At 34.3% G+C, this 12,789-nt stretch carries 13 protein-coding genes; 6 read left to right on the plus strand and 7 right to left on the minus strand.

Going from position 1 to position 12,789, the window contains the following annotated elements; all coding sequences use genetic code 11:
* Positions 1 to 34 precede the first annotated feature (34 nt).
* Positions 35 to 511, minus strand: a complete 477-nt coding sequence (locus AC0OM3_RS09125) for a hypothetical protein (protein WP_001056360.1) — start codon at positions 509 to 511, stop codon at positions 35 to 37.
* A 281-nt stretch (positions 512 to 792) separates the two neighbouring features.
* Here AC0OM3_RS09125 and AC0OM3_RS09130 point away from each other — a divergent pair, with 281 nt between their 5' ends.
* On the plus strand, positions 793 to 1,851 hold the full coding sequence (locus tag AC0OM3_RS09130; RefSeq protein ID WP_000151072.1) for a pyruvate kinase: 1,059 nt from the start codon (positions 793 to 795) through the stop codon (positions 1,849 to 1,851).
* Between the two features lie 50 nt (positions 1,852 to 1,901).
* On the opposite strand, the gene AC0OM3_RS09135 is transcribed toward AC0OM3_RS09130, so the two are convergent.
* Together AC0OM3_RS09135 and AC0OM3_RS09140 are read right to left on the minus strand one after the other, a co-directional pair.
* Positions 1,902 to 2,183, minus strand: a complete 282-nt coding sequence (locus AC0OM3_RS09135; RefSeq protein WP_003301955.1) for a DUF1292 domain-containing protein — start codon at positions 2,181 to 2,183, stop codon at positions 1,902 to 1,904.
* Positions 2,184 to 2,337: 154 nt separating this feature from the next.
* A complete protein-coding gene (locus tag AC0OM3_RS09140) occupies positions 2,338 to 3,021 on the minus strand; it encodes an NAD(P)H-dependent oxidoreductase (RefSeq protein WP_000185710.1) in 684 nt (227 codons plus the stop codon).
* A 129-nt stretch (positions 3,022 to 3,150) separates the two neighbouring features.
* Here AC0OM3_RS09140 and AC0OM3_RS09145 point away from each other — a divergent pair, with 129 nt between their 5' ends.
* On the plus strand, positions 3,151 to 3,531 hold the full coding sequence (locus AC0OM3_RS09145; protein WP_000340575.1) for a winged helix-turn-helix transcriptional regulator: 381 nt from the start codon (positions 3,151 to 3,153) through the stop codon (positions 3,529 to 3,531).
* A gap of 92 nt (positions 3,532 to 3,623) precedes the next feature.
* Here the strand turns inward: AC0OM3_RS09145 and AC0OM3_RS09150 are convergent, their stop codons facing one another.
* The 3 genes from AC0OM3_RS09150 to AC0OM3_RS09160 all read right to left on the minus strand — a co-directional run bounded on the left by AC0OM3_RS09150 (position 3,624) and on the right by AC0OM3_RS09160 (position 6,195).
* Positions 3,624 to 4,223: a hypothetical protein gene (locus AC0OM3_RS09150; RefSeq protein WP_000914246.1), complete on the minus strand. Its 600-nt coding sequence runs from the start codon at positions 4,221 to 4,223 to the stop codon at positions 3,624 to 3,626.
* Positions 4,224 to 4,444: 221 nt separating this feature from the next.
* Positions 4,445 to 4,756 (minus strand): hypothetical protein, encoded by a 312-nt coding sequence (locus tag AC0OM3_RS09155; protein ID WP_000870307.1) that lies wholly within the window; start codon positions 4,754 to 4,756, stop codon positions 4,445 to 4,447.
* 161 nt (positions 4,757 to 4,917) lie between these two features.
* Positions 4,918 to 6,195 carry a histidine--tRNA ligase gene (locus AC0OM3_RS09160; RefSeq protein WP_000425969.1) on the minus strand — a complete coding sequence of 426 codons (1,278 nt, stop codon included), beginning with the start codon at positions 6,193 to 6,195 and terminating at the stop codon, positions 4,918 to 4,920.
* A 345-nt stretch (positions 6,196 to 6,540) separates the two neighbouring features.
* Between AC0OM3_RS09160 and ybaK the strand changes: the two genes are divergently transcribed.
* Both ybaK and AC0OM3_RS09170 read left to right on the plus strand, forming a co-directional pair.
* Complete coding sequence (gene ybaK, locus AC0OM3_RS09165) at positions 6,541 to 7,017, plus strand: Cys-tRNA(Pro) deacylase (RefSeq protein ID WP_000710851.1); 477 nt, start codon at positions 6,541 to 6,543, stop codon at positions 7,015 to 7,017.
* Between the two features lie 467 nt (positions 7,018 to 7,484).
* Positions 7,485 to 8,312: an endonuclease I family protein gene (locus AC0OM3_RS09170; protein ID WP_000672179.1), complete on the plus strand. Its 828-nt coding sequence runs from the start codon at positions 7,485 to 7,487 to the stop codon at positions 8,310 to 8,312.
* A 146-nt stretch (positions 8,313 to 8,458) separates the two neighbouring features.
* On the opposite strand, the gene AC0OM3_RS09175 is transcribed toward AC0OM3_RS09170, so the two are convergent.
* Positions 8,459 to 9,889 (minus strand): YfcC family protein, encoded by a 1,431-nt coding sequence (locus AC0OM3_RS09175; protein WP_001166982.1) that lies wholly within the window; start codon positions 9,887 to 9,889, stop codon positions 8,459 to 8,461.
* Between the two features lie 199 nt (positions 9,890 to 10,088).
* On the opposite strand from AC0OM3_RS09175, the gene rraA reads away from it, so the two are divergent.
* Together rraA and AC0OM3_RS09185 are read left to right on the plus strand one after the other, a co-directional pair.
* Entirely contained in the window at positions 10,089 to 10,568 is a 480-nt protein-coding gene (gene rraA / locus AC0OM3_RS09180; protein WP_000266038.1) for a ribonuclease E activity regulator RraA, read from the plus strand.
* A gap of 339 nt (positions 10,569 to 10,907) precedes the next feature.
* A complete protein-coding gene (locus tag AC0OM3_RS09185) occupies positions 10,908 to 12,770 on the plus strand; it encodes a DUF4430 domain-containing protein (protein WP_001241050.1) in 1,863 nt (620 codons plus the stop codon).
* The last annotated feature ends 19 nt before the right edge of the window (positions 12,771 to 12,789 follow it).

Genomic DNA, 12,789 nt, shown 5'->3' on the forward strand with positions numbered 1-12,789 from the left:
AAGATATGCAAGATGCATATCTTTTTTCTCTTTCTTACCAGAAAGCTTTTGTTTCGTGATTCACATCATTATAACCACTTAATTTATAGGTATGATTACCGATAGCGTAATCATCTCCATAATAAATGCTTGTGTTGGTCGCTGTAGCACTTACAAAGGATGATTTTTTTGCACTATTACTTTTCGTATTTACTAATGAGCCATCGCCATTGAAAGTTCTTGCTTTTGCATAAACATAGTCTTCGGTCGTAGTTGATTTCGATTTAGCAACTGCATATGGGTTACCAAAAAAGGGAGTATATACGCTAATGTTAGAGTCATTCTTAGGTGCAGCTGCAACAGTCAAACTAGGAACACTAGATGTTTTTGTTGATTGAATTGTATCAAAGTCAACTAAAACGGGCTGCCTGTCTACAGTATCGACCTCTGAAGCACTTGCGTTATTAGTAAAACCAAAACCTAAAACCGCTAACCCTAAAGTTGTCACCGATAAAGATTTTTTCATATTCACTAATTTTCCCACCTTTTTAAATTTTTGAGTTCGAACTCAATTCATACAATATATGAAAATTTCGAAACTCTCAATGGTTTATCCCATACTTAACTTTTTTTTACTTTCGATTCAACATGTCTTCATTTGGAAAAAAGCGAATATATCTTCTAATGCTTAGCCAGCAAGGAATACAGGTTTAACCTTATGAATTTCGTGTAAATTTAAATCTATTCATGTCATAATCTCTGTTATTTTTAAGTTCATATGGGAAACGTATTAAAAAAAGGATGGTGACAAAAATGACAATTGATCGAATTTGTACAATTGGACCCGCAAGTAATAATAAAGAAACGTTAGCACAGTTAATAAAGAATGGTATGAAAATTGTTCGACTAAATTTATCGCATGGCACGCATGAAAGTCATAAAGATATCATTCGTTTAGTGAAATCATTAGATGACTCTATTAAATTTTTGGGTGATGTACAAGGTCCTAAAATAAGATTAGGTGAAGTGAAGGGAGAGCAAATTACACTTCAGGCAGGAGATCCTTTTATTTTACATACACAACTAGTTACAGGGAGTAATATAGAAGCAAGCGTTGATTATGAAGGAATTGCGAATGATGTGAAAGTAGACAGTAGAATTTTGATTAATGATGGAGAAGTTGAATTAATTGTTGAAAAGATAAGTACGGACAAAATAGAAACAAAGGTCAAAACAGGTGGCAATATCTCATCCCATAAAGGAGTTAATTTACCAGGTGCGGCTGTTCGTTTACCAGCTATTACAGAGAAAGATAAAAAAGATATTCAGTTTCTTTTAGAAGAGAATGTTGATTTTATCGCGTGTTCTTTCGTAAGAAAACCTAGTCATATAAAAGAAATACGAGATTTTATACAACAGTATAAAGAAACGTCACCTAATGTAATTGCAAAAATAGAAACGATGGAAGCAATCGAGAATTTTCAAGATATATGTAAAGAAGCAGATGGAATTATGATTGCAAGGGGCGATTTAGGAGTAGAGTTACCGTATCAATGCATTCCGCTTTTACAGAAAATGATGATTCAGGAATGTAATCGAACGAATACATATGTCATTACAGCAACACAAATGCTTCAATCTATGGTAGATCATTCTATTCCAACAAGGGCAGAGGTGACTGATGTGTTTCAAGCTGTACTGGACGGGACGAATGCAGTTATGCTTTCAGCTGAAAGTGCATCAGGAGAGCATCCAATCGAAAGTGTGAGAACATTACGTCTCGTTTCAGAATTTGCGGAGCATGTTAAAAAAGGTGGACCTTTTGCGATGAAAGATGTACTGCAATTACTGCGTGAGTCTCTGGATGAGTAATAAATAAAAAGAGGGCGGATATGCATCCGCTCTCGTGTTTTTCATTCATACTATTCTTGCTCTTGCTCATCCAAAATCTTTTCAAACGCAGCAGATACTTTATCAAACTCTTCATCATTTTCAATGTATGAAAACTCATTATCTTCTTCTACTTTTAAAAAGAAAATATCAATGTCTTCCTCAGTTTCTGTTTGGATATCTTCAACAAAGGCAACTGCAATATACTCTGCGCCTTCGACATCCATCACTCCAAGTACTTCTACTTCTTGCTCTTCGTTATTCTCATCACTAAGAGTAAACACTTCGCCAACTTCAATATCAGACATATTCATTCTCCTCCTGTTCGACTCTAAAAATAGAGCGCTCAAACTGTATACATACTAATATATCTTTCCATGAAAAACCAAATTCATACATAAGAAAAACGACTGATAGTTCTTTAGTATAAGTATCCAGCTATTAGGAGCATTATTTGTCTGTGCTATATTACTTAATCCATTCAACAATTGTATCCATAGTCTGTCTTGTTTTATCACGCTTTGGCTCTTCTTTACGGTAACCAAAGGCAACCATAACTGATACTTCAAGATTATCGCCTTGTATAATGCCTTCTTGACGAAGTAAAGTATCTACTTCCTCTTTATCAAATCCTTCTATTGGACAAGAATCAATACCGATTTGAGCTGCGCTCGTCATCATATTACCTAAAGCAATATAAGTTTGTTTAGATGCCCAATCAAATACAGCACGATCGGATTGTAATAAGTTAAAATCTGATTCCTGGAACTTTTTGAAGAATTCATATCTAATTTTTTGAGTGTCTTCAGGCAATCCAATAATATCGTTCATCATATATTTAATATACTCTGCATCATAGTGCATATCTTTAATGTTTCTTGAAAGAACAATGACGAAGTGGCTTGCTGTTGCAAGTTGCCCACCAGCGCCCCATGAATATGGTTGTAGTTTTTCTCTTAATTCTTTATTTTGTACGACAATAAATTTCCAAGGTTCATATCCAAAAGAAGAAGGAGATAATCTGCCTGTTTCTAAAATGAATTTAAAATCCTCTTCTGAAATTTTGTGCATAGGATCGAACTCTTTACATGCATGTCTGAAATGAAAAGCCTCCATAATCTTTTCTTTTGTAATTTCGTTTGTATTTGTCATAAAAGTTCCTCTTTTCATAAATTTATTTTTGTAAGTAAATTATATTTTTAAAGTAACATAGATACAAGTACGCACATTTATGTGGTATAGTATCAAAAAAGATACTATTGATAAGGGAAGGGATTTATTATGGATTGTCCAAACGAAAATAATATAAATTACCCATTTTTAAACAAATATTCTTGTCCAGTTGAAGCGATGGTTGAGGTTATTGGTGGAAAATGGAAAGGTGTTATTTTGTATCATTTATTAGATGGGAAAAAGAGGTTTAATGAATTAAAAAGATTAAAACCTAATATCACACAAAGAATGTTAACACTTCAGCTTAGAGAACTTGAAGCAGATGGCATCATACATCGCGAAGTATACCGTGAAGTGCCGCCAAAAGTAGAATATTCATTAACTGAGCTTGGGGAATCTCTTCGTCCAGTAATTCTATTAATGATGGAATGGGCAACCCATAATATGGAGAAAGTCATGGAGAGTAGGAATACGAAAAATAATAATTAAGAGTTGAAATTGGTATAGACGAGATATGTGAAATAGTTGTAGAAATAAAAGGTGTTTTCCATATGTGAAGACACCTTTTATTTTCATGTTTTTTACTTTTTAACATCAATTGCTGAAATTGCGAAGTCATTCAAGTTTACAGTTTTGCCATACCAATCAGCGTGTTTAAAAACAACACCTTTTCCATATCCTTCAGTTGAAGTATGTTCCCATAGCGTTGTTGAATAGCTAGCAGTAGGGGATGCTGTACTTATGGAAGAAATTCTATTTTGCCAACTAGGAGGCAAATTTTTAAAACCACTGCTATGAGAAAAATACTCGCCACCTTTATTTGCATGTTCATAGAAGTCTGTACTATTAGGTCCGCTCCCGCCAACCCCAAGGGGAGTAATTGTATTATTCAATCTTTGTTTATCTTTTTCAATAAAAGACTCTAAACTTTCTTTGCTCGAAAATCCATAAGATAACCAGTCTCCATTTTGATTTTGTTTCGGTAGTACTAACGTTATTTTTATGTCTTCCTTTAATGGCGCACTCAATTTGTTAAACGAATCTACAGTCTTTTCATCTACAGTTACATATTCAAAAGAGGTAATCGAATAATCCTTTTCGGTACTAGCTGATACTAATCCCACTCCTCCAGTTAACGACGAAACAGTTAATAATGCACCTGCTATCAACTTTTTCAGCATGGATTCATCTCCTTAAAACTTAGATTTTTTTCATAACTAAAATGTATGTTAATTTGAATGTATTATAAATATTTAGAAATTTATAAAGATTAAACAGAATATTCTTTTATTATTCTGGAGTAAGGAAAGTAATTAAAAATGAAAAAAGGTTTACTTAAAAAGTAAATCCTTTTTGCTGACCTATTTCAAAATTCAATGGATTAAAGTTTCATTTTATCCATCTATGAATCATAAACTTCTTTTGCATTCGTAGAAGCAGCATCTAATAAAAGTAAAATGGCTGCTATCATATGTAGAACGAGGTCTATATAAGGGAAAAAGGCAACTAGAGTAACGATAATACCGATATAATGAGGGCACGTATTCATGTCTTCTTTTTTAGCTAATAAAAAAGTAGTGATATGTAAAGCAATCAATAGTAGTAAAATTATCCCATCTAAGTTAACAAGTTCCTGAAATAAATAATAACAAGGAAGTAATAAAAGATGAGAGATCCCTGTGGTCCACTTTAGTGCTTGTATGTAGACTTTCAAAATAAATCCTCCTAAAATAATTAATATCTGTATATCACCAAAAATAATAGGTAATTGGATATTATATATTTTTAGTTTTAAGTAGCTTGTAATTATTTTATGTAAACTAATTATTGATTATCTATAAAATAGGAAAGCCACCCAAACGAGGGTGGTTTGTATTATAAATAACTGCTTAAAGAAGAAAGGGAGACCTTTACTTCACTACCTTCTTTCATATTTCTTAGCATAACGGTTTCTGTACTAAGTTCTTCTTCACCAATAATAAGCACATAAGGGATATTCTCTTTATTGGCATAATTAAGGGCACGTTTTAATTTGCGTCCTGCTAGTTCTAGTTCGATTTTTAACGAAGTAGTGGTGCGTAATTGCTGGGCAATTTGTAAGCATTGTAACTCTGTCCCGAGTGGGATGATAAATAGATCCGCTGTAGATGGGTTTGTTTCTTTCTGCGATAGTGCTGTATAAATAACGTCTAAACCGAATGAAATACCGACTGTTGGATAGTTCATATTATCACCACGGAATGCTCCGATAATGTTATCGTAACGGCCGCCGCTACCGATGCTGGATGTAATCGATCCATCTTTTAAAAAGATTTCATATACGGTGCCAGTATACATTGTGAGTCCTCTTGCTAAAAACGGATTGAATATCGTATTTTCATTTATTCTGAGAGCGATTAAATATTGCTGTAATTGTTGCAATTCGTTTACTCCATCGGCAACGAGTTGGTTATTGAAAGCTTCTTTAAAGTCGGCAATTGAAAGTTTTAGACAAGATAATACGGTATTACATATCGTATCAGCCATTTCTTCAGAAATTCCGCGTTCTAATACATCTTTTCGTACACCATCAATCCCAATCTTTTCGATTTTATCTAATGATAAAATGACGTCACTCGTTAACTCAGTAGGGATGTTAATGAACTCGAGAATACCGTTTAACAATTTTCGGTTATTATATTGGATCGTTACTTCTAAGTTTAATATTCGGAACAGCTCAAACGCCATGCTCATGAGTTCCGCTTCAGCCATGACTGATTCTACACCGACTATATCAACGTCGCATTGTATAAATTCACGAAATCTTCCTTGTTTAATTGGCCCATCTCGAAATACTTTCCCAATTTCATAACGTTTAAACGGAAGGCGGATATTCTGATTCATTGCCACAACTTTTGCGAATGGAATAGTTAAATCGTATCGTAACGCAAGGTCACGTTTTCCTTGATCCTCAAGTTTATATATTTCTTTTAATATTTCATCGCCACCACCGTACTTGTAAGACATAAGCTCATACATATTTAACGTTGGTGTCTCTAACGGCTTGCATCCGTATCGTTCAAACGTATCTTCACAAGCCCTTTTAATTTTATTTCGCAGCACTTGCTCCTCTGGTAAATAGTCTTTCGTTCCTTTTACATTTCTCATTTCCATCATAATCACTCCTTTTTTAAATTAAAAAAAGCTATGCAGGTATAAAAATACCCACATAGCTTTATGAACGCTTCGTGGGTCAACAGGAAAAGCCCTGTACCCACGAAGAAAAATTTTTCTTCGGATACACGGCGTTACGTATGATGATGAAGTTGGAAAGAAGTATTAAAATTTCTCATTACAAATCTCTCCTTAACATAAGTTTTTCCAAATTATATCAGATGATTTTTCAATTATCAATATTTTTAGTTTTGAAAAATACGTGAAGTTATGTAGGAGAAATGGAAAAGGGTGTATAATAAAAGCAAAATTAATGTTATGAAATGACTTTTTAAGGAGAAACCCATGAAAAAAGATAAAACAAATGCGATGCGAATATTAGATAAAGAGAAAATTGAATATTCGATGATGTCATATGATCCAGATGATGGGAAAATTGATGGCGTATCAGTAGCCGAGAAAATTGGAAGAGAAGTGAAAGAAGTATATAAAACGTTAATCGCTCAAGGGAATAGTAAAAATTATCATGTGTTTATCATCCCGGTAGATGAGGAACTAAATTTAAAAGCTGCGGCAAAATCAGTAAGTGAAAAAAAGATTGAAATGATTCCTGTTAAAGATATTACGAAAGTGTCAGGGTATATTCGCGGTGGTTGTTCGCCAGTCGGAATGAAAAAGCTATTTTCTACATGTATCGATGAAAGCGCCCAATCACTTGAAACGATGATAGTAAGCGGCGGGAAAATCGGTATACAAATTGAGCTTAAAGTTGATGACTTGGTGAAAGTGACGAGAGCGCAGTTTGGTGAGATAACGAAATAAATAGTAAGGCTTGAAGGGATATAGAATCCTTTTACAAATGGGAATGAAAAAAGGGATGTGTGAGACACATTCTTTTTTTATTTGTAGAGAAAAGAATTCATATTAGCATCGGATTTTTAATTTCTATATTAAATTTTATATATTTGAGCACAGTTTTCTTTAAATGCTTTTGAACAAATTATCAAATATGTATTATTGCATAAATAAATTACAATTTATAAGTTAATATTAAACTACTTTTAAATTGTAAAGAATATTTTAATAATCTTTATAAGAGAAGGATATTCCTTGTAAAAAGTGAAATTGTTTGGAATGTGAATAAACAAAAAGTTTAGAAGTGATACAGACTGGATAGAGTCTTGTATTAAATAAACAGAAAAGGGGTATGGGTTTCTAAAAGGTTTCGGGGGTTAGAAAGCGCTTTTTAGTTAATAGCTTCAAATTATATTTTAAAGGGGAATGGGTATATGAAGTTTCGAAATACAAAGATTGCTATGATTACACTATCTTCATTTTTTATTTTAGGTTCTGCATCTCTATCATTCACAGATACTATACACGGTGAAGTAGCTCCTGCATCAGCACAAGAGATTATTGTAAAAAGTTATGACGATACATATTATAATAACGCAATAGGAAAAACGGGCTTAGAATTAAAGAAGGAACTGCATAATATTATTGATAATCATACAAAGTTATCATACAGTGCGGTTTGGGAAGCACTAAGAGATACTGATGAAGATCCAAATAATAAAAATAATGTGATACTCTTATATACTGGTCGTTCGCAAGGGAAGCTTACGAATGGATCAGGAGTAAATAACTGGAACCGTGAGCATGTTTGGGCAAAATCTCACGGTGACTTTGGAACGACTGCAGGACCTGGAACAGATCTACATCATTTAAGAGCGACGGATGTATCTGTAAATAGTTCACGTGGAAATCTGGATTTTGATAACGGTGGTGTAAATCATTCTGAAGCGACAGAATGTAAATATGATAGTGATTCTTGGGAACCTCGTGATAGTGTAAAAGGAGATATTGCTAGAATGCTGTTTTATATGGCTGTTCGTTACGAGGGGGACAACGGCGAAATAGATTTAGAACTAAATGAAAAAGTGAATAACAATAAAGATGCATACATGGGGAAACTATCTGTTTTATTAAAATGGAATGAACAAGACCCGGTCGATGATTTAGAGCGAAAGCGTAATGAAGTGATTTTTACAAAATATCAACATAACCGCAATCCTTTTATTGATCATCCTGAATGGGTAAATAAAATTTGGAACTAAGATTTTTAAAGGTATTATATTTTGATAAAAGGGATTGATCATTATGATCAATCCCTTCTTATATGTTTACTAGAATAAATGATTTTTATAGGATTGAAGAGGAGAATAGGATAGATATTTTATCAAGTTAAGTATATATGGGTATTTTAGTACGGTCCCCACTCAATATTCACCCCAACAATAAGAAAAACAAGTCCAATGATAAACCAAATGAATGCAAGTGGAGCCATGAATCGAATCCATTTGCCGTAAGAAATGCCGCTTGCTGCGAGAACGCCCATTAAAACACCGGAAGTTGGATTTAAGCAGTTGACTACACCTTCTCCAAGCATAACAGCCTGTACTGTAACTTGGCGTGTAATGTGCATGAAATCAGCTAATGGAGCTAATATCGGAATAAAAATAACCGATTCTCCTGTCCCGGATGAAATAAGGAAATGTAATGCGGCACTACTCACATACATGCCGATAACACCAAATACAGGGCTTTGTCCTTCGAGAGTTTGTGCGAGTTGGTTAACAATCGTATCAAGCAATTTTCCTTGTTCTAAAATGACTGAAATACAACGAGCCATTCCAACGATTAAAGCACCGTATATGAGATTTTGGCAACCTGCTAGAAAAGTAGAAGCGATATCGTTTGCTTTCATACCACCTATTATTCCCGCTATAATTGCTATGAAAATAAAAGTAGCAGTCATTTCTGCGTCCGTCCAATGTAGACGAAAAGCGCCTATTAAAAATGCAATTAATGATAAAGCTGAAACGATTAAAATTAATTTATGACGTATCGTCCAAGGAACTTCTTTTTTCTCTGTTTCTTTTTCGCTTGAAAGAGCGTTACTTGGAAACCAGTTATCGCCAAGAATGCTTCCTTTATTCGATTTTTTCAAGCGCTTTACATACCAATTTATATAAAGGATAGTGGCAAGTAAAAAAGATATATAGATTGCGGTGCGTAAACCAATTCCGGAAAACATCGGAAGTTCTGCAATCTTTTGTGAAATGCCTAAAGGTGAGGGAGATAAAATAGTAGCATTAAAGCCAGCATAAGTACCTAAATAAATAATTGCTACACCGACGATAGCGTCCCATTTTAATGTGCGTGCAACGATGATGCCGATGGGGATAAAACCGATAACTGAATTAACGATAATGCCAGTCGTTCCAAGAATAGAAAAAAGTGCGGCAACTATACAAATGAAAAGTAATTGCTGATTACGAAATTTGTTAATAACATGATAGATTAAACCGTCAAGGGCACCTGTTTTTTCAAGAATTGCAATAGCCCCGCCCGTAAATAAAATTAGAAAGATAATAGGAGCAGCAAGTGTCATTCCTTTTTCAATAGCGGTAAAAAAAGAGACAAATCCTACAGGTGATTGCGGAACAGAATGGTAGCTACCTGGTATTGTTGTTGTAACGGTCCCGTTTGTAACCCTTTTAAATTCTCCAGCAGGAACGAAATACGTAGCAATGGCGCAAAGTAAAGCAATAAAAAATAGTAGTACGTACGCATCGGGCATTTTAAACTTTTGTTTACTAGATTGTTTTTTTGTCTCAGTTTGTATTTGCATAAAATCCCTCCTTCTTCACTTAGTTAATTTTTAATATTCTGAATTTAATCCGTGAAATAGATTATAATAAAGGTAGCTTCTTAAGGCAATAGTTTTTGTATCCTTTCCCGTACATACAAATTATTGCAATATTAGACAGGGAAACGAAAATAAGCCCAGAATATGTTATGTAGAAAGAAAAAGGAAAAGAGGGAACAAGATGTGGAAAACTACAGATCTATGTGATGAATTTGAAAAGGAATTACAAATATGTCGCCAGTCTTTTCGGTCTTTTGGGAAGAAAGAACAATTCCACGGAAAAATTGCAACTGTAAAAGTGAAAGATGATAATGTACTAGTGAAGGAAGGATTGCAAACATTACCAGAAGGAACAGTATTAGTTGTTGATGGCGGAGCGTCTACTAATTGTGCGTTACTTGGTGATAATTTGGCAGCTATTGCTGAAGAAAGAAAGCTAGCAGGAATTATTGTGAATGGGTATGTTCGTGATTCTAGTGAACTAAAGAATATTAATATTGGTATTTTAGCGTTAGGGACAATGCCAAATAGAAGTGTGAAAGAAGGAAAAGGAGAACGAAATATTTCATTGCATTTTGGACAAGTGGATTGGAATCCAAATGAATATGTTTATGCGGATGAAGATGGCGTCATTATTAGTGAAAAGAGTTTACATAGTTAAGAGTTAATAAGTTATTATTCTTAGAAAATAAATCCGATAAAGCATGGACAAAATTCTTTGTCAATAGTAAAATAATACAGAAATTTAAAATTTACAGAATGTATAGGTTTATCGTTTTACGATAACTTAAATGGAAGTAAGTTGTGCCGAGAAAAGTGAATGTTATCACAATGATACGTTCATAAACAAAATTATTTTTCCTATACAAATATAGCCGCGAATAATGCGGGTAGGAGGTGTTGTACATTTTTGTTCGACACTTACAAAAAGAGAGTGTCAATCGCACGCCCTTGAAGGGCCTTTTTTTGTGTAAATGGTAGTAAGGGAGGAAATTTTGGGATGGCAATGTTGAAAAAGTGGCTGCTTACGTCGTTAATGGCAGTGACACTTGTATTTGTTTCTTTTGCGAATACAGTACATATTACGTTTGCTGAAGAAAATACAGCAAAACTTGCAATTATTGGGGAATCACAAAAAGGCATTATGTTATGTCCGAAAGAAGAGCAAATTAAAGATGGGGAAACAGCTTTAAGTTTGCTGCAAAAGGTCATGGGGGACAAAGTAGAATCTGAAACGATGTCGTTTGGAACATATGTAAAAGGAATCGATGGTTTAATGGCCGGAGCTACAAGTGCTTGGCTGTATGATGTAAATGATAAGTCTGCAGAAGTCGGAGCAGATAGTTATAAATTAGAGTCTGGTGATGTTGTTGTATTCCGTTTTGTTTCAGACTGGAGCAATATGAGCCAGGAAACATTGAAAGAAACGTTAGATAAGTTCGGGACTTGTAAAACAGAAGAACCTAACGGTGGCAAAACAGAAGAACCAAAATCAGAAGGTCAAGATGATAAAACGCCAGATGGGAAAAACCAAGGCGACCAAGACGGTAAAATGCCAGATGGGAAAAATCAAGGTGACCAAGACGGTGAAAAACCAGATGGAAAAAACCAAGGTGACCAAGACGGTAAAACGCCAGATGAGAAAAACCAAGGTGATCAAGACGGTAAAACGCCAGATGGGAAAAAAACAGAACAACCAAAGCAAGAGAACATTCAAGATCCAAGTGCACAATTAAACGAAGCCATTTCTAAAACATCAGATAAGATGTTACAAGATGGAATTGAAAGTGACTGGGTAGCTGTAGCGCTTTCTCGTTCTGGAAAGAATGTGCCAATTGAGGCAAAATTAAATTATGTTAAGTCAGTAACTGAAAAAGTAGAAAAGCGCATTAATCGTTTTTCAGCGACAGATTTAGCTAGAACAATTATTATGATGAATGCAATGAGTGCAGACCCTAAAAATGTAGGTGGACATAATTTAGTTCAAAAATTGTATGAGTCAGATAAAGTGAATTCTGTTACAGGTTATGCATTTGCTTTACTTGCATTTGATACGAAGAAGTATGAGATTCCAGTTGAATCAAAATGGAACAGAGTTGCTCTAGTGGAAGCACTGTTAAATAATCAGCATACAGACGGTGGATGGACTTATAATAGTTCAGGTAGTAAAGATAGTGCTAGTAGTGTTGATGTAACAGGTATGGTTTTATCAGCATTAGCTCCTTATCAAGAGCGATCAGATGTGAAACCAGCTATACAAAAAGCTGTTGCGTATTTATATAACGAACAGCTGCAAAATGGCGGTTTTTCAGCTGATGGACAAGAAAATTCAAATAGTACTGCGCAAGCAATTATTGGATTATCGCTTGTTAAAGATGTAGATCAAAATCGTTTTCATAAGGCAATGCAAAACCTATTATCATATCAACTTTCAAATGGTGAATTTAAATGGTTACCAAGTGATCAAAATGGTAACGGAATGGCTACAGAACAGGCTCTTTTAGCATTACTTCAATTTAAGGAAATGGGAAAATCTATTTATGATTGGTCTAATGTAGACGATGGTAATGTAATTAAGCCAAAACCGATTGAAGAGCCAGAAAAGGTCGTTGAACCAGAAAATAATGTAGTAGAAAAAGAAGTTATTGAAGAACCGAAAGAACAAAAACAAGTACAACAAGAAACAAAAGATGAAAATCTAAAAGTAGTTGTAGATAACGAACCGGTTAAGAATAAAAAAATCGGAAACGGTAACAGTCTACCAAAAACAGGAGCATCTTCTCATAGTGCAGCAACAGAAGTAGGTATGGGTGTATTATGTATTGCTTCTGCATATGTATTATGGAGACGTAAAGCAGCTTAACAAAAAATTAGGAGCAATT

This window comes from Bacillus sp. FAU20 (genome assembly GCF_056033865.1).